The organism is Streptomyces sp. SJL17-4, assembly GCF_036826855.1.
Classification (GTDB): domain Bacteria; phylum Actinomycetota; class Actinomycetes; order Streptomycetales; family Streptomycetaceae; genus Streptomyces.
Window position 1 is genome coordinate 4471981 of sequence record NZ_CP104578.1, and the last position, 20845, is coordinate 4492825.

General features: G+C 69.5%; 18 protein-coding genes. 8 read left to right on the forward strand and 10 right to left on the reverse strand.

Annotation, left to right across the window (positions count from 1 at the left end; translation table 11 throughout):
• Positions 1–456 (reverse strand): hypothetical protein, encoded by a 456-nt coding sequence (locus N5875_RS20045; protein WP_318208177.1) that lies wholly within the window; start codon positions 454–456, stop codon positions 1–3.
• A gap of 129 nt (positions 457–585) precedes the next feature.
• Here N5875_RS20045 and N5875_RS20050 point away from each other — a divergent pair, with 129 nt between their 5' ends.
• From N5875_RS20050 to N5875_RS20060, 3 genes are all read left to right on the forward strand, one after another.
• Entirely contained in the window at positions 586–1077 is a 492-nt protein-coding gene (locus N5875_RS20050; protein ID WP_187621882.1) for an SseB family protein, read from the forward strand.
• 138 nt (positions 1078–1215) lie between these two features.
• The gene (locus N5875_RS20055) at positions 1216–2178 is read left to right on the forward strand and encodes a pirin family protein (protein WP_318208176.1); all 963 of its coding nucleotides are present in this window, start codon (positions 1216–1218) and stop codon (positions 2176–2178) included.
• A gap of 246 nt (positions 2179–2424) precedes the next feature.
• Positions 2425–3528, forward strand: coding sequence for an AI-2E family transporter (locus N5875_RS20060; RefSeq protein WP_338495210.1), 1104 nt, complete (start codon positions 2425–2427; stop codon positions 3526–3528).
• Positions 3529–3547: 19 nt separating this feature from the next.
• On the opposite strand, the gene N5875_RS20065 is transcribed toward N5875_RS20060, so the two are convergent.
• The gene (locus N5875_RS20065) at positions 3548–4366 is read right to left on the reverse strand and encodes an MBL fold metallo-hydrolase (RefSeq protein WP_318208174.1); all 819 of its coding nucleotides are present in this window, start codon (positions 4364–4366) and stop codon (positions 3548–3550) included.
• A gap of 173 nt (positions 4367–4539) precedes the next feature.
• On the reverse strand, positions 4540–6660 hold the full coding sequence (locus N5875_RS20070; RefSeq protein ID WP_318208173.1) for a SpoIIE family protein phosphatase: 2121 nt from the start codon (positions 6658–6660) through the stop codon (positions 4540–4542).
• A gap of 171 nt (positions 6661–6831) precedes the next feature.
• Between N5875_RS20070 and aspS the strand changes: the two genes are divergently transcribed.
• Positions 6832–8640, forward strand: coding sequence for an aspartate--tRNA ligase (aspS, locus tag N5875_RS20075; RefSeq protein WP_318208172.1), 1809 nt, complete (start codon positions 6832–6834; stop codon positions 8638–8640).
• A 99-nt stretch (positions 8641–8739) separates the two neighbouring features.
• Here the strand turns inward: aspS and N5875_RS20080 are convergent, their stop codons facing one another.
• From N5875_RS20080 to N5875_RS20105, 6 genes are all read right to left on the reverse strand, one after another.
• Positions 8740–9183: a hypothetical protein gene (locus tag N5875_RS20080; RefSeq protein ID WP_338495212.1), complete on the reverse strand. Its 444-nt coding sequence runs from the start codon at positions 9181–9183 to the stop codon at positions 8740–8742.
• Between the two features lie 11 nt (positions 9184–9194).
• Positions 9195–13859, reverse strand: coding sequence for a putative T7SS-secreted protein (locus N5875_RS20085; protein ID WP_338495213.1), 4665 nt, complete (start codon positions 13857–13859; stop codon positions 9195–9197).
• Positions 13859–14509: a hypothetical protein gene (locus N5875_RS20090; protein WP_338495215.1), complete on the reverse strand. Its 651-nt coding sequence runs from the start codon at positions 14507–14509 to the stop codon at positions 13859–13861. The genes N5875_RS20085 and N5875_RS20090 overlap by 1 nt, the downstream gene beginning before the upstream one ends.
• Entirely contained in the window at positions 14506–15069 is a 564-nt protein-coding gene (locus N5875_RS20095) for an SseB family protein (protein ID WP_338495217.1), read from the reverse strand. Before N5875_RS20095 ends, N5875_RS20090 begins: the two co-directional genes overlap by 4 nt.
• Before the next feature lie 56 nt (positions 15070–15125).
• Positions 15126–15986, reverse strand: coding sequence for a helix-turn-helix domain-containing protein (locus N5875_RS20100; RefSeq protein ID WP_338495218.1), 861 nt, complete (start codon positions 15984–15986; stop codon positions 15126–15128).
• Between the two features lie 290 nt (positions 15987–16276).
• On the reverse strand, positions 16277–16708 hold the full coding sequence (locus tag N5875_RS20105) for an ATP-binding protein (protein ID WP_338495219.1): 432 nt from the start codon (positions 16706–16708) through the stop codon (positions 16277–16279).
• 152 nt (positions 16709–16860) lie between these two features.
• Here N5875_RS20105 and N5875_RS20110 point away from each other — a divergent pair, with 152 nt between their 5' ends.
• The 4 genes from N5875_RS20110 to N5875_RS20125 all read left to right on the forward strand — a co-directional run bounded on the left by N5875_RS20110 (position 16861) and on the right by N5875_RS20125 (position 19140).
• Positions 16861–17736: a helix-turn-helix transcriptional regulator gene (locus tag N5875_RS20110; protein ID WP_338495221.1), complete on the forward strand. Its 876-nt coding sequence runs from the start codon at positions 16861–16863 to the stop codon at positions 17734–17736.
• Positions 17733–17999, forward strand: coding sequence for a DUF397 domain-containing protein (locus tag N5875_RS20115; protein ID WP_338495223.1), 267 nt, complete (start codon positions 17733–17735; stop codon positions 17997–17999). The genes N5875_RS20110 and N5875_RS20115 overlap by 4 nt, the downstream gene beginning before the upstream one ends.
• A 121-nt stretch (positions 18000–18120) precedes the next feature.
• Entirely contained in the window at positions 18121–18687 is a 567-nt protein-coding gene (locus N5875_RS20120; protein WP_338495225.1) for a Uma2 family endonuclease, read from the forward strand.
• 99 nt (positions 18688–18786) lie between these two features.
• Positions 18787–19140, forward strand: coding sequence for a DoxX family protein (locus tag N5875_RS20125; protein ID WP_338495227.1), 354 nt, complete (start codon positions 18787–18789; stop codon positions 19138–19140).
• 90 nt (positions 19141–19230) lie between these two features.
• Here the strand turns inward: N5875_RS20125 and metG are convergent, their stop codons facing one another.
• Complete coding sequence (gene metG / locus N5875_RS20130) at positions 19231–20838, reverse strand: methionine--tRNA ligase (RefSeq protein WP_318208162.1); 1608 nt, start codon at positions 20836–20838, stop codon at positions 19231–19233.
• Positions 20839–20845 lie beyond the last annotated feature (7 nt).

Consider the following 20845-nt stretch of genomic DNA (forward strand, 5'->3'; position numbering starts at 1 on the left):
TCAGCCCTCCTTCGTCCGAGCCGGGGCGGGCGCCCCGGCGGCGATGCGCCGCTGGGTGTCGGCCTCGCGCTCGCCGAAGTCGCGGCCCGCGCTCTTGAGGGCACCCTCCAGGCGTCCGCACTCGTCGCGCACGGAGGTGAGGCGGGCCTTCCAGGTGCCGAGGATCTCGGTGAGCGCAGCGGAGGAGTCGAATCCGGCCGTTCCGTCTGCAACGCCCTCGTTGCCCCGCTCCAGGTCGGTCAGCGAGGTGCCGGTGGAGACGCGCAGCTCGCCCGAGGCGTTGCCCGCCTGGTGCCAGGGGCCGACATCGGCCTTGAGGTCGGTGCCGCCGCTGCCGTTCGCGCCACCGCCGTCCCCGGCCGTGGTGCCCGCGAGTGTCATCGCGGCCGGGCGCTCGGACGGGCCGGATGGCGCGGTGTCCTCGAAGAGCCCTTGCCAGCGTGCGTTCAGCGTCATTCCCGCCCCCGTGTCACAGCCCTGTGTATGACAGTCAGATTGCTGGTGCGAACTTAGCAAGGGATCCCGGGGCGTGAGAAGAATCGGATGGGCGGCCCCGCCGGGTCGCCCGGTCGATAGGCTGGCCCCATGTACGGCTACGAGCAGAATCCGGGTGCCCAGCAGCAGTACGCCCCGCCGCAGCAGGGCGGGATGCAGGCCGGCATGCAGGGCGGCATGCAGGGCGGGTACGGGCAGCAGCCCCCGCTCTACCCGGAGCCCTCGCCGCCCTCCCTCGCCGACGCGGTCCGCGCCTTCACCACGGGCACGCTCGCGCCCGAGGACTTCCAGCAGATCTTCGCGACCTCCAAGGTCTACTGCCCGCGCGGCGACAACCCCGGCTTCCTCGCCCTGCACAACACCCAGCAGCCGGTCATCCCGATGTTCACCTCGCTCAAGGAGCTGCGGCGGTACGCGGGCAAGGAGTCGAAGTACTTCGTGATCACCGGCGCCGAGGTGATCGACCTGCTGCCGACCGGCTACGGCTTCGTCCTCGACATGGAGGGCGACCACCGGATGGTCTTCGACGCGAAGGCCGTGGAGCAGATGGTCGACTTCGCGATGCGGCGGATGTACGGCTGACGCAGGCTGGACTCACGACGTGGGAGAGCGCCCGGGAGGAATTCCTCCCGGGCGTTCCGCGTTCTGGGTGGCAAGAAGTTCATCGTTCAACTAAAGTGGACGTACAAGGTCGGAGAAGGCCGCTCTAGGAGGTCCGTCATGCCCGCAGTGACTGTCGAGAACCCGCTCACCCTGCCGCGCGTGGCCGCCCAGGCCGACGCCACTCCGCGCCCGGTACTCGCCGTGACCACGGCCCCCACGGGCTTCGAGGGCGAGGGCTTCCCGGTCCGCCGCGCCTTCGCGGGGATCAACTACCAGTACCTCGACCCGTTCATCATGATGGACCAGATGGGTGAGGTGGAGTACGCGCCCGGAGAGCCCAAGGGCACGCCCTGGCACCCCCACCGCGGCTTCGAGACCGTCACCTACATCATCGACGGGACCTTCGACCACCAGGACTCCCAGGGCGGCGGCGGCACCATCACCAACGGCGACACGCAGTGGATGACGGCCGGCTCCGGCCTCCTCCACATCGAGGCGCCGCCGGAGTCCCTCGTCGTCAGCGGCGGCCTCTTCCACGGCCTCCAGCTGTGGGTGAATCTGCCCGCCTCCGACAAGATGATGGCCCCCCGCTACCAGGACATCCGCGGCGGCCAGGTCCAGCTGCTCACCTCCCCCGACGGCGGCGCGCTGCTCCGCGTCATCGCGGGCGAGCTCGACGGCCACGACGGGCCGGGCATCACCCACACCCCGATCACGATGATCCACGCGACCCTGCGGCCGGGCGCCGAGATCACCCTGCCGTGGCGCGAGGACTTCAACGGCCTCGCGTACGTCATGGCGGGCCGCGGCAGCGTGGGCGCGGAGCGGCGCCCGGTCCACATGGGCCAGACCGCCGTCTTCGGCAAGGGCGGCTCGCTGACCGTCCGCGCCGACGAGAAGCAGGACGGGAACACCCCCGACCTGGAGGTCGTGCTCCTCGGCGGACAGCCGATCCGTGAGCCGATGGCCCACTACGGCCCGTTCGTCATGAACACCCAGGCCGAACTCCGCCAGGCCTTCGAGGACTTCCAGGCGGGCCGCCTCGGAACGATCCCGGCGGTCCACGGCATGGGCGAGTAGGAACGGGTAGGAACGGCAGGACTCGGTACGGGGTCGGGCGGCGCGCCCGGCCCCGTACGCGCGCGTGTGGGGCCGTATGGGATGGACCTTCCGCCCATACGCGCGCGTGTGGGGCCGTATGGGATGGACCTTCCGCCCGTACGCGCGCGTGGACGTCCGTACGGGACGGAGTGTCGCTGACGCCCCGTCACCCGTACGGCCGGTCCGGGCGCGACGACACGCCGGAGTGCGTGGTCCGGTGGTCGGGTGCAGACGCCGTCCCCGCTCCTTCCCGAACCCGCACGCCGGGTCGCCGCCTGGTGCGTCGTCCTGCTCCTCGCCGCCGGAGTCGCCGCCGTCGGCATCTGGCTGTGCGTCGTCTTCGAGACGGTCGTCACCCCCGTCCTGCTCGCGATCCTCGGCACCGCCCTCCTCGGACCCCTCTACCGCCGCCTGCTCCTCATGAAGGTCCGGAGGTCGGCCGCCGCCGCGCTCACCGTCGTCGCCGTCCTCGCGGTCGTCGGCGGAGCCACGTACATCGTCGTCGCCGCGCTCATCGAGACCGGCGACCAGATCGTCGCCTCGCTCCGGCAGGCCGCCACCGACATCGCCGAGCACCTCGGACCGGCCGGAACCTCCCTCGACGACCTCGCCAAGAACGCCGAGGGCCTCCTGAAGCAGTTCGGCGGAACGGCCGCGTCGGGCGTGCTCACAGGTCTCAGCGTCGTCGGCGGAATGCTCGCCACCGCCGCCCTCTCCCTGGTCCTGATCTTCTTCTTCCTGCGGGACTCGGACCGGGCCGCCGGCGCCCTGCGCGCCCTCGTCCCCCGCACCACCGGCGACCTCGTCGAGGCCATGGCACGCCGCGCGTTCGAGGCCGTCGAGGGCTTCATGCGCGGGACGACCTTCGTGGCCCTCGTCGACGCGATCCTCATCGGCCTCGGCCTGGTCGTCCTCGACGTGCCCGGCGCGGTGGGGCTCGCCGCGCTCGTCTTCGTCACCGCCTACATCCCGTACCTCGGCGCCTTCCTCTCCGGTGCGATCGCCGTCCTCGTCGCGCTCGCGGACCGGGGCTTCGCCATCGCGCTGTGGGTGCTCGGCATCGTCCTGGCCGTCCAGATGATCGAGGGCTACCTGCTCCAGCCGATGGTGCAGAGCCGGACCGTGCAGATGCACCCGGCCGCGGTGATGCTGGCGATCACGGCCGGGGCGTCGGTCGCCGGCATCCTGGGCATGCTGCTCGCCGTACCGCTGACGGCAGCGGCGACGGGGATCCTCGGCGAACTGCGGACGCGGTACGGGAAGCCGGACACGCCGAACACACCGGACACGCCGGACGCGCCGGACACGCCGGACACGGCTGGAGCCTGAGGCCGCGCGCCGCTCACTCTCAGGTCGCCGTGGGCAGGCCGCCCGGCTCGAAGGAGGCGAGCATCTGCTCCAGGGCCGCCTGGTCGGGACCGACGAACGGGTCCACGTCCGGGGCCATCGAGATCGTGTCGATCATCGACGCCGTCATCCGGACCGCGGGCGGCAGATGCGTGGACAGCACGATCTCCGGGGCCATCTCCCGCAGCGGATCGATCGTCGCCCGGTACTTGGCCGGGTCCACGATGTGCACCCACGGGCTGTCCACACTCGCCCACAGCAGTTGGGTCTGCCGCAGCTCCTCGGGCTTGAGGTCGTTGGCGTGCCCGCTCTCCGCGAGCTCGGCGGTCGGCATGGGCCCGCCGAAGCAGTCGGAGCTGAAGCAGATCCGGGTCTTCTCGTCGTAGAAGCCGACCGTGGCGGGGTTGTCGAACAGCGGGGGCCGGAAGGCGCGCAGCATGCGGTCGCCGACGTCGAGGGACTGGCCGGGGTTGAGGAAGTAGACGCGGTCCATCGGCAGCGGGCGCTCCGTGGTCATGATCCCCGCGCCGATGAAGGTCGTGACGACCTTCGCCCGGGGCGCGGCCACGAGCAGGTCGAAGAGGCCGCCGGTGTGGTCGCGGTCGGGGTGGGTGAGCCAGATCCACAGGACGTCGGCGGGGTCGATGACCGAGCCGAGCGTGTTGATGAAGTTCCGGTCGGCCAGGGAGAGCCCCGTGTCGACGACGACGGGTTCGGCGGCGGTGAGGACGTACGCGTTGGCGGGGATGTGCCCGATGCCGGGTGCTTCGAGGCTGTCGGCCAGCACGGTGGTGTCGCTGCCGACCTTGTGGGTGTCCATGGCGTGCTCCGTGGTCCCCCCGACGTGGTCCCCCCGACGTGGGTCCCCCCGGCGTGGTCCCCCCGACATGGGTCCCCCGGATGGCCGTACGCCACCAGTCTGCCCCGCACCCAGGAGCCCCGCACACGGTGAGCCCGGGGTGGGCCCCGGCTGAGCCCCGCCCGCCGATCGGGCTACGCGCAGCAGCCCTGCCCCGAGTCCGGTTCGTTCAGCTCGAACCAGATCGCCTTGCCGTCGCCGCGCGGGTCGACGCCCCACGCGTCCGCGAGCATCTCCATCAGGACCAGGCCGCGTCCGCTCGACGCCATCTCGCCCGGGTGGCGCTTGTGCGGCAGCTCGTCGCTCCCGTCGGAGACCTCGACGCGCAGCCGCCGGGCCTTCTCCCCGCAGGCGACCTCCGCGACGAGGAGCGCGTCGCCGTCCGTGTGGACGAGGACGTTGGTGACCATCTCGGAGACCATGAGGACCGCCGAGTCGAGCTGCTCCTCGTCCCGCCAGTCGTGCAGCAGCTGCCGTACCTGCTCGCGCGCCTCGGCGATCCTTTCCGGCTCGGCCTGCGCGATCGTCATCAGGGTGCGGCGCGGGGCCTCCGGGAGCGCGCCGGCGGGCCGGCGGGAGAGCAGCAGGACGGCGATGTCGTCCTCGCGGCGGTCGGCGAGCGGCCCGGTCGTGTAGTGGGAGCCGGGGCCGTGGACGGCCTCCACGAGCGTGTCGGCGAGCGCCTCCAGGTCCTCGCCGTCGTGGGACTCCAGGAGCGCGCGGACCCGCTCCCAGCCGGTGTCGAGGTCGTGCCCGCCGGTCTCCAGGAGGCCGTCGGTGCAGATCATCAGGGTCTCGCCGGGTTCGAGGGTGAGCCGGGTGGTGGGGTAGTCGGTGTCGGGGTCGATGCCGAGGGGGAGGCCGCCCGCGGTGGGCCTGAGGAGAACCGTTCCGTCGTTCATCCGTACCGCCGGGTCCGGATGCCCGGCCCGCGCGATGTCGACGGTCCCGCTCTCCAGGTCGACCTCCAGATAGAGGCAGGTGGCGAAGCGCGGACCGGCCTCGCCCTCCCCGTCGTCGCCGTCGGTGATCCCGTACAGGAAACGCGAGGCGCGGGAGAGGACGGCGTCCGGCCGGTGGCCCTCGGAGGCGTACGCGCGCAGGGCGATCCGCAGCTGCCCCATCAGGCCGGCGGCCCGCACGTCGTGGCCCTGGACGTCGCCGATGACGAGGGCGATGCGCCCGGCGCCGCGCCCGCCGGAGCGGGAGGTGCCGCCGGGCAGCCGGATCATGTCGTACCAGTCGCCGCCGACCTGGAGCCCGCCGCCGGTCGGCACGTACCGCGCGGCGACCTGGATGCCGGGGATGCCGGGCCCGAGGACCGGCATCATCGTCCGCTGCAGTCCGAGCGACAGTTCGCGCTCGGACTCGGCCACGCCCGCGCGTGCGAGGGCCTGGGCGAGCATCCGGGCGACCGTCGTCAGCACCGACCGCTCGTCGGGGGTGAAGGCCACCGGGTGCTTGAAGGCCGCCATCCAGGCCCCCATCGTGCGGCCGGCGACGACCAGCGGCACGAAGGCCCAGGAACGGCGGCCGAAGCGCTGCGCGAGCGGCCAGGTCACGGGGAAGCGGCGCAGGTACTCCTCGGGGCTCGGCAGATAGATCGCCCGGCCCGTCCGCGCGACCTCCGCCGCCGGGTAGTCGGTGTCGAGCGACATCGACGAGAACGGCCCCTCGTCGCCCTCGCTGTGCCCGTGGTGGCCGATGACCGTCAGCCGGTCGCCCGCGACCCCGAAGACCGCGAGCCCGTCCGGCGAGAACCCGGGCATCGAGAGGGAGGCGGCCACCCGCAGCACCTCGGCCGTCGACCGGGCCTCCGCGAGCGCTCGTCCGGCGTCGAGGAGGAACGCCTCGCGGGACCGGCGCCAGTCACCCGTGATGGGGGTGTGCGCGGCGGTCCCCGGCACCTGCTCGGCGACCTCCTGGAGGGTGCCGACCAGCTGGTAGTCGTTCGCCTCGATGAGCGGCTTCGACCTGCTCCGTACGGTACGGATCACCCGGCCGTGCTCGTCCATGATCCGCAGCCGCGCCTCGGCGAGCGTCCCCTCGGCGACGGCGAGGTTCACGACCCCGTCGATCTCGTTCCAGTCGACGGGATGAAAGCGCGAGCGCACGGCCGCCTCGGTGAGCCGAACGGGTTCCGTGGGCAGCCCGAGCAGCCGGGCGGCCTCGGCGTCGAGCGAGACGATCCCGGACGCGTTGTCCCAGCGCCACAGGCCGGTCGCGATCGCGGCCAGGACGTCCTCGGTGCGCATTGCCCCACTTTATGAATATCGGACACCAGATCGCCACTGAGCGTATTCGAAAACCGATCTTGGCCCGGCCGGTACTCTGGGTGGGTCTGCCCGCGTGTCCTGTGACATCTGTGACAGGGGCCACAGGGCGGCGTCCCACGACCACAGATCCCGAAGACTGGATGAACGACGATGCATCGGTACAGGTCCCACACCTGCGGCGAGCTCCGCGCCTCTGACGTCGGCACCGACGTCCGGCTGAGCGGCTGGCTGCACAATCGGCGCGACCTGGGCGGCATCCTCTTCATCGATCTGCGCGACCACTACGGCATCACGCAGCTCGTCGCCCGGCCCGGCACCGCCGCGGCCGAGGTCCTCGACAAGCTGACGAAGGAGACCGTCGTCCGCGTCGACGGCAAGGTCGTCTCGCGTGGCGCGGACAACGTCAACCCGGAGCTCGCCACCGGCGAGATCGAGATCGAGGCCCTCACGGTCGAGGTCCTGGGCGCCGCGAAGCAGATCCCCTTCACCATCAACGCCGACGACGGCGTCAACGAGGAGCGGCGCCTGGAGTACCGCTTCCTCGACCTGCGCCGCGAGCGCATGCACCGCAACATCATGCTGCGCTCCGCCGTCATCGCCTCCATCCGCTCCAAGATGGTGGCCCTCGGCTTCAACGAGATGGCGACCCCGATCCTCGCCGCGACCTCCCCCGAGGGCGCCCGCGACTTCGTCGTCCCGTCCCGTCTGAACCCGGGCAAGTTCTACGCGCTGCCGCAGGCGCCCCAGCAGTTCAAGCAGCTGCTGATGATCTCCGGCTTCGACCGGTACTTCCAGATCGCGCCCTGCTTCCGCGACGAGGACGCGCGCGCGGACCGTTCGCCGGGCGAGTTCTACCAGCTCGACGTCGAGATGAGCTTCGTCGAGCAGGAGGACGTCTTCCAGCCGATCGAGAAGCTCATGACGGAGCTCTTCGAGGAGTTCGGCGGCGGCCGCCACGTCACCTCGCCGTTCCCGCGGATCCCGTTCCGCGAGTCGATGCTGAAGTACGGCAACGACAAGCCCGACCTGCGTACCGCCCTCGAACTCGTCGACATCTCCGACGTCTTCGAGGCCTCGGAGTTCAAGGCCTTCGCGGGCAAGCACGTCCGCGCGCTCGCCGTCCCGAACACGGGCGACCAGCCGCGCAAGTTCTTCGACCAGCTCGGCGACTTCGCGGTCTCCCTGGGCGCGAAGGGCCTGGCGTGGGTCCGCGTCGGCGAGGGCAACGCCCTCACCGGCCCGATCGCCAAGTTCCTCACCGAGGAGAACATCAAGGTCCTCACCGAGCGTCTCGGTCTGGAGCCCGGCCACGCGATCTTCTTCGGCGCGGGCGAGTTCGACGAGGTCTCCAAGATCATGGGCCCGGTCCGGGTCGAGGCCGCCAAGCGCGCCGGCCAGTTCGAGGAGAACGTCTTCCGCTTCGCGTGGATCGTCGACTTCCCGATGTACGAGAAGGACGAGGAGACCGGCAAGATCGACTTCTCGCACAACCCCTTCTCCATGCCGCAGGGCGGCCTTGAGGCCCTGGAGACCCAGGACCCGCTGGACGTCCTCGGCTGGCAGTACGACATCGTCTGCAACGGCATCGAGCTCTCCTCGGGCGCGATCCGGAACCACGAGCCCGAGATCATGTTCAAGGCCTTCGAGATCGCGGGCTACTCGCGCGAGACGGTCGAGCACGAGTTCGCCGGCATGCTCCGCGCCTTCGAGTACGGCGCCCCGCCGCACGGCGGCATCGCCCCGGGCGTCGACCGCATCGTGATGCTCCTGGCCGACGAGCCGAACATCCGCGAGACCATCGCCTTCCCGCTGAACGGCAACGCCCAGGACCTCCTGATGGGCGCCCCGACGGAGCTGGACGAGTCCCGCCTGCGCGAGCTGAACATCCAGCTCCGCAAGCCGGTCGAGAAGAAGACCGTCGACATCGCGGAAGCGGTCCACCCGGACGCGGCGCGGTAGTCGTCACGCGATCTGCACGCGATCTGAAAGGGCCCGGAATCCACTCGGATTCCGGGCCTTTCGCTTGTCCGACGCGACCAAGCGGTCCGTTGGCACTTTTCACCGCAGGTGCTGGACGACGATCCAGTAGTCGTCATCCTCTTCGGTCACGGCGCATACCGATTTGCCGTTCAGTGACATGGAAACAAAATTCAGCACCTCGCCACGGTTCACGAGCCGTGCTGACAGCTCTGCCCCGGGCGACCACTTCACCAGAGCCCATCCGAATGCCTGCGACCCGGTTCCGGAAATGCTCAGCAGGAAGGAATTGTCGGCGCTGAAAAGGTCATTCTCCAAAGCGTGGACGTGCCAGTAGCGGTCCACCTCCCGCAGGGCTTGAGGATGACTCAAGGGGATTTTGGCTACGGGTTCGACCTCCCAATTGATGACGCTCTGCCAGGCCTCCTGTGTAGAGGGGACATCATCGGGTGTCGGGTCGTCGGAAACTGTCAGGCCCGTAGCGGAGATACGGGCCAACCAGGCGTGTCTCGTCGGCTCAGCCATGCGCGCGAGTCCTATTCGTTGTAGAACAGATGGTGATCTCCTCCTGATTTGTTGATCTTTGCATATCGCTCCATCTTTCTGTAGTTCGAATTGTCCCACCCGAAGTTCACGAAGGTGCGACTGTCGTCGTCCTTGGGCTTGCCCGCATGGAAGTGGGGCCCTGCCGGGTCGTGTGTGTGTTCTACTACAACGCGAGACCCTTGAGGGGTCTCATACTGCCGAAAACTGCCCCAGTGTGATGGCTCAGATGAATATACGTATCCCGGACTGTGCTTTCTCGTGATGTCCGGACCAACGTCCCATTCGGTCCAGAATTCGGCCTCTCCGGGTTTGATGCCCGCCAGTTCGTAGGCGGCTTTTCTAGCCTCCTCGCGAGTCTCGAACGGGTTGGAATGCTCGCCCTTGGGTGGGCATGGCCCCAGCCCCAGAGGGTCGCTCCACGTGTGCGGATTGCCGACGTACGTCGTCGGGTTCGGGGCGGGGGCGAGCCCGAGAGGGTCTTGGCTGAGATAGCGCGCCGATTCCGGGTCGTAGTAGCGGAAGTGGTTGTAGTGAAGGCCCGATTCCGGGTCGAAGTACTGACCCGGAAAGCGGAGCGGGGTGTAGGCCGTGGCGTCGCGGGTCCACGTGGTGGTGCCCCAGAGCGTGGAGCGCGTGCGCCAGGCCACGTCACCCGACTCGTCGACGAGTTCTGTCGGCGTACCGATCAGATCAGTGACGATGGCGAAGAAGCGTCTGTCGTCCGTGTCTGTGCGGTGTTCCGTCTGCGCCAGGGGCCGCAGGCCCGCATGGTCCCAGGTGAGGGTGACGTTCTCGGTGCTCTGCTCGCAGAGAGTCGTGCCGTCCCAGGTGTAGTGGACCGTCTCGAGAGGGGATTGCTTGGATATTCGGCGGCCCAGCGGGTCGTACGCGTAGCGCCAGACCGTCCCGTCGGGAGTCGTCACCGCGGTGAGTCGGTCCTCCGCGTCCCACTCGTAGCGCCAGGTGTCGGGCTTTCGGGAGAGACGCGTCTTCTGGCGCAGGACGATCCTGCCCTGGCCGTCGTGTTCGTAGCGGACGCCACCCGCGCTGACGATCCGAGTGCCCTGGTAGGCACGCGCACCTGTTGCGGATTGCGACGGGTGGGTAGCCGGCCAGGACGCTTCCGTCTGGTTTCCTGCCTCGTCGTAGGCGTAGTGCTCCGTCCACCCGCGTGCGTGGACGGCCGTGACCCGGCCTGCCGCGTCCAGATCGAAGTGACGGGCACCGGAGAGCGCGTCTGTGATGCCGACCAGCCCGCCGTCCGCGCGATAGGTGTACGCCCGGTGTTGGAGGCGGCGACCCGAATCGCCGGTGACCTCCTGAGCGGTCAGGCGGCCCATCGCGTCGAACGACGATTCCAGGACGGCGAAATCGGCGATGCGGCGAGTGGTTTCCCGGCCGAGGCCATCGTGGGTGAAGGCCAGTGTCCGGCCCGACGACGTCAGCTCCGTACGGCGGCTCGCCGCGTCGTACGACCATGTGCTCGTCGAACCGCCTGGCGTCGTTCGTCCCGTACGCCGGCCCACGCCATCGTGCGAGAACGAGAGCGTCCGGCCGTTGACGGTCTCAGAGACGAGGCGGCCGTAGCGATCCCGGAGACGGGTGAGCGTCGCGTCGGGGCCGCTCGCTGCCGCCAGCTCGTCGAAGACGTCGTACTCGTAGGTGGTAACCGCGCCTTCCGCGTCCCTGCGGACGATCCGACCGAGGGCATTGCGCTCGAACCGGATCCTCTGGCCGAGAGCGTTCGCCCCCGACACCAGACGGCCCGCCGTGTCGTAGCCGTAGCTCAGTGTGCGGTCGTCGAAGTCCGTCTCGGTGAGCAGCCTGCCCGCCTGGTCATAGGCGTAGTCCCACGTCAGGCCCTGCGGGTTAGTCACCCGCTTCAGTCGCAGGTTGGTGTCGTGGGCGAACTCGTACCTGACACCGTCCGGGCCCGTGCGGGACGTCATCAGGTCGAAGTCGGTGTACGTGAAGTGGGTCGTGGCACCCATGGCGTCCGTGTGGCTGAGGCAGTTTCCCTCGCCGTCGTACGTCCAGGACTCCGTCGTGCCGTCGGGTGCGGTGCGCCGAGACGGCCTGCCCTCGACCGTCCACTCCATCCGGGTCTCCGCGCCGAGAGCGTCGGTGATCCGGACCGTGCGGCCGAAGGCGTCGTGCGCGTAGCGGGTGGTGGCGCCCAGGGGATCCGTGATTTCGACCGGCAGTCCCCGGCCGTCCAGGACCAGGTGAGTGGTGGCGCCGAGCGAGTCCGTCACCGACGTGAGCCGGCCCGAGTCGTCGTACGCGAACTCCGTGCGGGCGCCCGACGGGTCCGTCACCGACGTGCGGTTGCCCCGCTCGTCGAAGGTCTGCCGCGTGACATTGCCGTCGGTGCCGGTGATGCGTATCGGGAATCCGTCGGCGTTGTACTCGACCCGCGCCTGTCGGCCGTCCGGACGCTCCAGGAGCGTCAGGCGGCCCTGCTCGTCGTAGCTGAAGGAGCTGACGTGCCCCAGCGGGTCCGTCCGGGACAGCAGTCTGTTGCGGCGGTCGTACGCGAAGCGCGTGACCGCGCCCAGCGGGTCGATCTCCGCGACGACCTGAGCGAGGTCGTTGATCGCGTGCCGCTTGGTGTGGCCCAGTCCGTCGGTGAGAGAGGTCGTCCGGAGGCCTGTCGCGGGGTCGACGTCGTCCCAGGTGAAGCTGGTTTCGAGGTGTCCGTTCGTGCCCGACTGGTAGGTGCAGCGGTCCTGTTCGTCGTAGACGTAGTCGAAGCGGCTGCCGTTGGTGTCGGTCCACGAGGTGATGCGGCCGTGTTCGTCGCAGCCGAAGCGCAGCGGGCGTCCGGAGGAGTTCGTTACCTCGGTCAGGTGGCCGTCCGTGTAGCCGTACCGCAGGATCTCCTGGTCGGAGCCGTCCGCCGCCGCTCCCGCGAGGTGCAGGGCGGTGACCCGGCCCTCGCTCGTCGTGAGCTTCAGGTGGTAGCCGCCGTGGTGGACGATCGCCGTCGGGGCACCCGACTCGTCGTGCTCGAAGCCGATCCAGCGGCCGTTGCGGTCGTCGATCTGGGCCAGGAGCGCGAGTTCGTCGCCGTGGTCGGTGAAGTGCCGGACCGTGCCGCTGTCCGGGTCCGTGACGGTGTAGCCGTCCCCGACCCGGTCCAGCGGCCACTGCCTGCCGTGCGTGGGCAGGACCGGGACGCCGGGTGCCGGGTGCGGGTACGCGAGCAGGCTGCCCTCGTCACAGCTGAAGACCACGCCCTCCGAGTCGATCTCAAGACGTTGGTCCACCGTCGACGACCACGTCGGGCCGAACCAGCGTCCCGAGCGGCGCGAGGAGTCGAAGGTCCGCCGGAAGACGAGGGGAAGCGAACCGGGCAGGGCGATGTCGTTCTGCGGCAGCAGAACCCGGCCCGAGGCGATGTCCACGGGGTCGCGGTCGCACTTCGTCTCCTTGCCCTGCTTGCAGGTGGTCGGCGGGTCCTTCTCGTGGTCCCCACGGCTGCTGCCCGGCCCGTCCCCGACCGCCTTCCTCGTGTCCGGCACGTGCGTGGTCGCGTCCTTCAGGCCGGCGCGCAGGCCTCCCCGGATCACGCCCGCGCCCTTCGTCCCGAGCAGCTCCGGTGCCAGTCGGCCGAGGAACTCCGACGGGTCGCCCTTCGCAGCCTCCCAGGCGTTCTTCAGTGCCCGGTCCGGGTTGGCCGCCGTGGACACCAGGCCCGCGAGCGTCATGTTGACGCCCTTGTAGTACTCCGCCGGGTGGGTCAGGTTGTACGGGTCCACCGGGTTGACCGAGCGGACGAAGTTGAGGAGGCCGGCCGTGCCCTTGACGACTCCGCCGCCGAAGTGGGCCAGTTCGATGCCCTGGCCCAGGGCGTAGTCCATCAGCTCCTGCTTGGCCCGCTCGCGGCCCGTCGGCTCCTTCGGCGCGTGCGCGAGGGCGGCACCGACCGCTGCCTTCGCGGTGTCCCCGGCCTCGTTCCGTGCCTTCCGCGCGTCGTTGAGGATCTCCTTTGCCCGCTGCCGCTTGGCCTTGCCGGGGTCGGAGAAGGGCCCGGGGTCCGGGAGCGGACTGTCGCCGGTGCGGGCCGCGTTGTAGGCGTCGACCTTCTTGTTGTACGTGTCGACCGCCGCCTTGGAGTCCCCGTCGCCCTCCTTGTACAGCGCGATCGCCTCACGCGCCTTGCCCTGCGCGCTCACGACCGCCTGGGAGTACGTCTCCAGTGCCTTGGCCGCGTTCTCCATCGCGTCCGCCGCGCGCAGCCAGTCGGTCGGCAGGGTCTGGAACCTCTCCCGGAACGCGTCGGCCGCCTCGCCCTTCCAGTGGCCGGCGTCGAGCTTCCTCATCCCGCCGCCGACCAGGTCGAACGCCCGCTGGAAGTCCCGGAGGTTCTTCACCGCCTCGGCGATCTTCTCGGGCTTGCCGTGGATCAGCTCGTTCGCTTCCTCGGTCTGCCCGAGCTGCTGCTCCCCGACCTGCGCGCCCAGGGAGGACGCGGTCTCGTCGCCCCAGTCCTCGACCTTGTCCGCGATCTCATGCGCACCGATCTTCTCCAGGCCCTGGCCGACCTTGTCGGTGGCGTGGTCGATGCCCTCGCCGAGCAGCTCCTTGCCCTTGTCGATGCCGTCACCGATCTTGTCGATGCCCTTGTCGAGGAGACCTCCGAAGTCCACCATCAGCGGTTCTCCCCCCAACGCGGCTGCTCGGCCTGGTCGACGGTCGCCTGGTCGGGATCAAGCAGGTCCTTGAGTCTCCGGTCCGCTCCGTCCCGCGTCGTCGGATCGATCACACCCGAGCGCTCCAGCCCGTCGAGCATCGAGTCCTCGACGTCGTACGCGGTGTTCTTCCAGGTCTGCTTGACCTCTTGGTGCGCGCCCTCGAACGACTCCGGGCTCCAGTCGGCGTCGTCCCACATGTGCTGGTCGCGGACGGTGTCCCAGCTCATCTTCTTGACGTCGTCCTCGGAGAGGTGCGGGTTTCCGTTGAGGGAGTTCACGCCGATCTTGATCGAGTCCTTGATGTACTGCTCCTGCTCCGCGAACGAGCCCGCCGACAGGCCGACCGCCTGCGCGAAACCGTTTCCCCGCTGGGTCAGCGCACGTATGCCCCACTCCCACCGGTTGCAGAACGTCTCGAACTCCGACGTCAGGCCGCCGTGCCCCAACTCAAGGCCGGACAGGGCGAGATCGGAGAATCCCCGGCCCGTCGACGCCTCTCCGATCATGCCGAGCTCCTTCAGCTCGGCATGCGCCAGGTCGATGCCCTTCGCTATCTCCGCAAGCGCCGCCGCCGGCGCCGCGAGATCAGGCTGATTCCCGCCGCTCATCGTGTCCCCGTCCCCATCCCCGTCCCCGTGAACTCCGCAGTTCCCCCGAGATCCACCGCCACCTCGTCCGGGACGATCCCCGCCACCGGCGGAAACACCATCCCGTCCGCGCTGCCCGCGTCCAGCGCGACCCCGCCCGGGCCCGGCAGCATCGGCACCATCACGTCGAGCAGCCGCGCGCCCAGAATCGTCCGGTACGTCCATTCGCGACCGGCGTCTCCCCGGGCCACCGCGAACCGCGCCAGCGCCTCCTCGTCCGAGAAGGCGCAGATCCACCGGACCCCGTTGAAGTCCGCCGTCCACAGACTTCCGTGGTCGTCGAACGGCACCAGCACGGCCGTACGCCGAAATTCACCGAGCAATCGCGCAAACTCCCGCCGCGCCACCGCCGCCTCGTCCGCAGGGCTTGCATTCGGGGTAGTCCGCGCGTGCGCGGTCGCCGGATTCGGTTCCGGTTCCGGCTCCGGCTCCGGCCGCACCAATGGAGCTGGCTCCTCTGCCAACTCGGCCAGCCGCGCAAATTGTTGAGGCTTCGGTGTTTCGTCCCCGTTCCGACTCACTCACGCATGTTGCCACGCGGCCATTCGCACGAGCAACGAACAAGCGCCCGATTTCGTCACGTCGTGGGCGTGCATGCTTCGCACGTTCCGGGTTCGGGGGCGCGGTAGGCGCGGTCGCAGGTGTCGCAGTTCTGGAGGGGGTGTCGGACGGGCGGGGTGTCTCCCGGGGTGCGGAAGGGCGGGAGGGGCGGGAGTTGGGCGTTCAGGCGGTGGGCCAGGAGGGCGGCCGGGCGGCTCAGGGGTTCCGCCGGGAGACCGAAGGTCAGGACGCGGCGTACGTCGGCGGGGGTGAGCTCGCGCTCCAGCCAGGCCGCGACGCCCGGGGCGAGGTGCTCCACGTCCGTGGCCGAGAGGTGCAGGCGCGCGTCCTCGCGGCGGAGGCCGGAGAGGACGCCGAGAGCGGTGACGAGGAGGTCGGGCGCCGGGTACGCGGGCTGCGGCACGGCGGGCAGCGCGCGGCGCTTCGGCTCCGCCGTCCGGCGAGTGGGCGGCTTGGGCTTGGGCGCCTCCGCCGACTCCTCCTCCTCGTCGCCCCTCCGGCCCGGGTGGTTGCAGGAGACCGTACGGGTCACCATCCGGCCGTCCTCCGTGCGCTCACGAATCCGGCGCACGTAGCCGTGCACCTCAAGCTCGCGCAGGCCGCCGGCGATCCGCGTCCTGCCCTCGGGGAAGCGCTGCGAGAGGGTCTTGATGTCGACCGGGGAGCCGGCGGGCAGCGACTGGATGTGCGCGGAGAGACCGATCGCGACGAGCGACAGCGCGGCGTGCTGCGTGAGGTGGTTGCCGACCACGGTGAAGCGGGTGGTGTGCCGGACGTTGTCGTGAATCACACCGCCGCAAGAACGCCGAGGGGTGGGGTTCTTCGCGCCCTTACGGGACGCGGTGGAGGGCTGCGCGCTAGTGTGCTGGGTACCCATGGGGAAGCTCCTACTTCCTTGTGGTCAGGCCCTCGCCTTGGGATTGCCCTCCCTGCGGGGGCCGACCTATGTCCGGTGGCATATGCCGATCGGGCTGAGCGTATTGCAGGCAACCCCTCTCGAATCCAGCCGAGTTGGTGTCATTCACCCGCATGAGTGAGTGCGTGCCGGTGGGGCGGGAGGGGTGGGGTTTGGTGAGGGTTCTTTCTCTCTCGTCGTTTCTTGGAAGGACCGCCCGCCCCACCGGATCCCGGGTTCCCGGGTTTCGGTGCGTGCGTCGTTTTCGCAGGTCAGCGGTGCCGAAGATCGAGTTCGGCCCATACGGTCTTCCTGGGTACGGGGCCGAGCTCCACGCCCCACCTGTCCGCCAGCGCCTCGACCAGGATCAGCCCGCGCCCGGAGTCGCCCTCGGGGCGCGGCGGTTGGGCGCGTGGGAGGCGCTCACCCCGGGTGTCGGTGACCTCGATCCGCAGGACTCCCTCCCGGCCCAGGAGCGCGAGCCGGAAGCTCCGGCCGGCGACCCGGCCGTGCGTGGCGGCGTTCGCGGCGAGTTCGGCGACGACGTGGGTGGCGGCCTCGGTCGCCTCGTACGGCACCTCTTGGTCCCGCAGCCACTCGACGGCGAGCAGTCGGGCGAGCCGGGCCCCGCGTGGCGTGGGTGACAGGAGGACCGTGAAGTGGCGTGCGAGCGAAAGGACTTGGGTGGTGTTCTGCTGATTCACATCACCGAGCGTGGCCGCCCCCGCTTAGCGTGAACAGTGACGACGCCGATGCGTAGGGTGACTGTCCGGGGCTTGTCCACTGCTGTCCGGGCTGTCCGGAGCCCTCCCGGGGGAGGTGTCGCGCCACGAAGGGGCGAGGGAAGGGTGCGGGTATGTCGGTGGACGGTGGGGCGCAGCGGCTCAAGACCGAGGCGGACGAGCCGGGGTGGGAGGTCGATCCCGACGATGACTGGGGTGTGGCCGTAGTCGCGACTGTGGGGCGGCAGTTGAGGCTGCGGAGGGAGGCGGTGGGGATGCGGGCCGTCGAGCTGGGGACGGCCACCGGGTACGGCGAGGACCTCATCTACAAGATCGAGAGCGGGAAGCGGATCCCACGACCCGAGTTCCTGGACAAGGCGGACGAGGTGTTGGGGGCGGGGGGTTTGCTCTCGGCCATGAAGGAGGACGTGGCCAAGGTCCGCTACCCGAAGAAGGTCCGGGCCTTGGCGAAGATGGAGGGGAAGGCGGTCGAGATCCAGCTGTACGACCCGCTCAACATCCATGGCTTGCTGCAGACGCCGGAGTACGCGCGCGGGCTGCTGCTGATGCGGCGGCCGGCGTATACGCAGGACGAGGTGGAGCGGATGGCAGCCGGGCGTGTGGCACGGCAGAGCATCTTCCAGAGGGACCCGGCGCCAGAGATCAGCTTCGTCCTGGAGGAGTGGACGTTGCGCCGTCCGCTGGGCGGGCGCAGCCTGCGGCGCCCCCAATTGGAGCGACTGTTGGAGGTCGGGGGGATGCGGAACGTCGAGCTTCAGGTCATGCCGATGGACCGCGAGGAACACGCAGGAGTAGACGGCGGCATCGAGGTGCTGAAGTTCGGGGACGGATCGGTGGTCGGGCGCTCGCCGGTGGTGGCCAACGGTCGGCCGGTGACCGAGCGGAAACAGCTCCATATCCTGGAGTTGCGGTATGGCATCATCCGGGCTCAGGCTCTCACCCCCCGTGAGTCGTCGGCCCTCATCGAGCAACTGCTGGGAGAGACATGATCCGCAACACCTCGGCCGGGGACGCCTCCGAACTGGCCTGGTTCAAGAGCAGCTACAGCAGCGGCAGCGAGGGTGACTCCTGCATCGAGGTCGCCTGGCGCAAGAGCAGTTACAGCAGTGGCAACGACGGCGAGTCCTGCGTCGAGGTCGCCACCACCCCCGCCACCGTCCACGTCCGTGACTCCAAGGTCCTCGACGGCCCGCAGCTCGCGCTCACCCCAGGTGCCTGGGCGGGCTTCGTCTCGTACGCGGCGATCGGCTGATCCCCCGCCCCGCCTCCGTAACCCACATGTGTGAAGAGCCCGGATCCCTCGATCCCGGGCTCTTGGCATATGCCACGGTGTCGGCGTGGCGACTGCGCCGCCGATCCAGGAGGAGTCTGCCGTGAGCGTTCTGTCTCAGGAGGGGTTCGAGGAACTCGCCCGTCTTGGCGAACGCGTGGACGAGTCCCTGCGCCTGGAGTTCATCGGCGGGAGGATCGGGGAGAGGGCCGCCCCGGACGGCAACCACGGGCGGATCGTCGAGTGGCTCACCCGCCTGTGCATCCAGGCCGACGCCGGCTGGTGGCTCTATCCCGACCAAGGTCTCAGGGTCGAGAAGTACCGCAAGGGCAACGCCCGCCCCGATGGCTGCCTCGTGCCACTCGACACCTTCGTCGGTCAGGGAGAGTGGGCCAGTCCCGACGGGGTCCTCATGACGGTCGAGGTCACGTCCGGCGACTCGGACACCGGGCGGCGGGACCGGGTGGAGAAGCCGCACGCCTACGCCGAGGCCGGGATCCCCGTCTACCTGCTGATCGACAGGACCGCCGGTGAGGTCAAGGTCCACTCCCAGCCGGACGGCGAACGGTACGAGATGGTCGTGACCGTGCCCTTCGGCAAGACGGTCACCCTGCCGGAGCCGGTGGGGATGGAGCTGGACACGGAGCCGTTGAAGAACTGGGTTCGGTGAAGTTTTTCGCGCGGGCTGTCACACATCCCTCCCCCGCTCCGTCAGTGCTGTGTCCGGCTCGGTCGAGGCGGATACGGAGAGGCTGAAGGAGCCGTCGCGATGTTCACCGAGATGTCCACCACCGCTGTCGTCATCACCGCCGTCGCCGCCTTCATGGCCGGGTTCTCCGCCGCGGCGATCTTCTTCAAGGCCGCCTTCGTCGTCGAGCCCCTCGCCCAGTACGGCGTCCCGCGCTCGTGGTGGAACTGGCTCGGGGCCGCCAAGGCCGCCGGGGCCCTCGGGCTCGTCGCCGGGTTCTGGCTCCCGGTCGTCGGCACCCTCGCCGCGATCGGGCTGATCCTGTACTTCGCCGGCGCCGTGATCACCATCGTCCGGGCCCGCTCCTACGGCCACGTGCCCTTCCCGCTCGTCTACATGGCCCCTGCCGTCGCCGCCCTCGTGCTGACCAGGTGACCTGGTGACCGTACGCAAGAGGCCGCCGTCCCCGCTCAGCGGAGACGGCGGCCTTCTTCGTACGTCAGTCCTACGTCAGTCGTACGTACGTCAGTCCTTCTTCGGCTCCTCCAGGCGCGGGAACAGCACCGCGCCCTTCGTCACCGTCGCGCCCGCCGGGAGCTTGCCCCACTCGGCCGCGTCCTGGACCGGCTGCGCGGCCAGCGCGCCCAGGGACGCCTCGGCGCCCAGCGAGTCCCACAGCGCCTGCGAGGTCTCCGGCATGATCGGGTTCAGCAGGACGGCGACGGCGCGGAGCGACTCGGCGGCCGTGTAGAGGATCGTCGCCAGGCGGGCCCGGCCCTCCTCCGACTCGTCCTTCGCGACCTTCCACGGCTCCTGCTCCGTGATGTAGCCGTTGACCTGCTTCACGAAGTCGAAGATCGCCAGGATGCCGGCCTGGAAGTCCAGCTCCTCGCCGATCTTCGCGTCGGCCGTCGCGACGGCCTTGGCCAGGCCCTCGTGGATCGCCTTCTCCGCGTCACCGTCGGCCGTCGAGGCCGGCAGCGCGCCGTCGAAGTACTTGCCGACCATCGCCGCGACGCGGGACGCCAGGTTGCCGTAGTCGTTCGCCAGCTCGCTCGTGTAGCGGGCGGAGAAGTCCTCCCACGAGAACGAACCGTCCTGGCCGAACGCGATCGCCCGCAGGAAGTACCAGCGGTACGCGTCCACGCCGAAGTGCGAGGTCAGGTCCTGCGGCTTGATGCCGGTCAGGTTCGACTTCGACATCTTCTCGCCGCCGACCATCAGCCAGCCGTTGGCCGCCACCCGGCCCGGGACCGGCAGGCCCTGCGCCATCAGCATCGCCGGCCAGATCACCGCGTGGAAGCGCAGGATGTCCTTGCCGATGAGGTGGACGTTCGCCGGGAAGGTCTCTTCGAACTTCTCCGGGTTCTCGTTGTAGCCGACGGCCGTCGCGTAGTTGAGCAGCGCGTCGATCCACACGTAGATGACGTGCTTCTCGTCCCACGGCACCGGGACGCCCCAGTCGAACGTCGAGCGCGAGATGGAGAGGTCCTCCAGGCCCTGCTTGACGAAGTTCACGACCTCGTTGCGGGCCGACTCCGGCTGGATGAAGCCCGGGTTCGCCTCGTAGAACTCCAGCAGCTTCGGGCCGTACTCGCTCAGCTTGAAGAAGTAGTTCTCCTCCTTGAGGATCTCCACCGGCTTCTTGTGGACGGCGCACAGCTTCGTGCCGTCCTCGGCCTCGATGAGATCGCCGGGGAGCTTGTACTCCTCACAGCCCACGCAGTACGGGCCCTCGTAGCCGCCCTTGTAGATCTCGTCCTTGTCGTACAGGTCCTGCACGAACTCCTGGACGCGGTCCGTGTGACGCTTCTGCGTGGTGCGGATGAAGTCGTCGTTCGCGATGTTCAGGTGCTCCCAGAGGGGCTTCCACGCCTCCTCGACGAGCTTGTCGCACCAGGCCTGGGGCGTGACGTTGTTCGCCTCGGCCGTGCGCATGATCTTCTGACCGTGCTCGTCCGTGCCGGTGAGGTACCACACCTTCTCGCCGCGCTGACGGTGCCAGCGCGTGAGCACGTCGCCTGCGACGGTCGTATAGGCGTGGCCCAGGTGAGGAGCGTCGTTGACGTAGTAGATGGGGGTCGTGACGTAGAACGCCTTCGCCCCCTGCTTCTCGGATCCAGTGGCCGCCATGGTCGAA

Excerpts from the sequence above, each read along its gene's own strand:
- N5875_RS20070 (WP_318208173.1), bottom strand. The coding sequence starts at position 6,660 with ATGCGCACCGAGGACGTCCTGGCCGCGATCGCGACCGGCCTGTGGCGC.
- N5875_RS20050 (WP_187621882.1), top strand. The coding sequence starts at position 586 with ATGTACGGCTACGAGCAGAATCCGGGTGCCCAGCAGCAGTACGCCCCG.
- N5875_RS20085 (WP_338495213.1), bottom strand. The coding sequence starts at position 13,859 with ATGGTGGACTTCGGAGGTCTCCTCGACAAGGGCATCGACAAGATCGGT.
- N5875_RS20110 (WP_338495221.1), top strand. The coding sequence starts at position 16,861 with ATGTCGGTGGACGGTGGGGCGCAGCGGCTCAAGACCGAGGCGGACGAG.
- N5875_RS20080 (WP_338495212.1), bottom strand. The coding sequence starts at position 9,183 with ATGGCTGAGCCGACGAGACACGCCTGGTTGGCCCGTATCTCCGCTACG.
- N5875_RS20055 (WP_318208176.1), top strand. The coding sequence starts at position 1,216 with ATGCCCGCAGTGACTGTCGAGAACCCGCTCACCCTGCCGCGCGTGGCC.
- metG (WP_318208162.1), bottom strand. The coding sequence starts at position 20,838 with ATGGCGGCCACTGGATCCGAGAAGCAGGGGGCGAAGGCGTTCTACGTC.
- N5875_RS20045 (WP_318208177.1), bottom strand. The coding sequence starts at position 456 with ATGACGCTGAACGCACGCTGGCAAGGGCTCTTCGAGGACACCGCGCCA.
- N5875_RS20125 (WP_338495227.1), top strand. The coding sequence starts at position 18,787 with ATGTTCACCGAGATGTCCACCACCGCTGTCGTCATCACCGCCGTCGCC.
- N5875_RS20090 (WP_338495215.1), bottom strand. The coding sequence starts at position 14,509 with ATGAGCGGCGGGAATCAGCCTGATCTCGCGGCGCCGGCGGCGGCGCTT.
- N5875_RS20065 (WP_318208174.1), bottom strand. The coding sequence starts at position 4,366 with ATGGACACCCACAAGGTCGGCAGCGACACCACCGTGCTGGCCGACAGC.
- N5875_RS20115 (WP_338495223.1), top strand. The coding sequence starts at position 17,733 with ATGATCCGCAACACCTCGGCCGGGGACGCCTCCGAACTGGCCTGGTTC.
- aspS (WP_318208172.1), top strand. The coding sequence starts at position 6,832 with ATGCATCGGTACAGGTCCCACACCTGCGGCGAGCTCCGCGCCTCTGAC.
- N5875_RS20100 (WP_338495218.1), bottom strand. The coding sequence starts at position 15,986 with ATGGGTACCCAGCACACTAGCGCGCAGCCCTCCACCGCGTCCCGTAAG.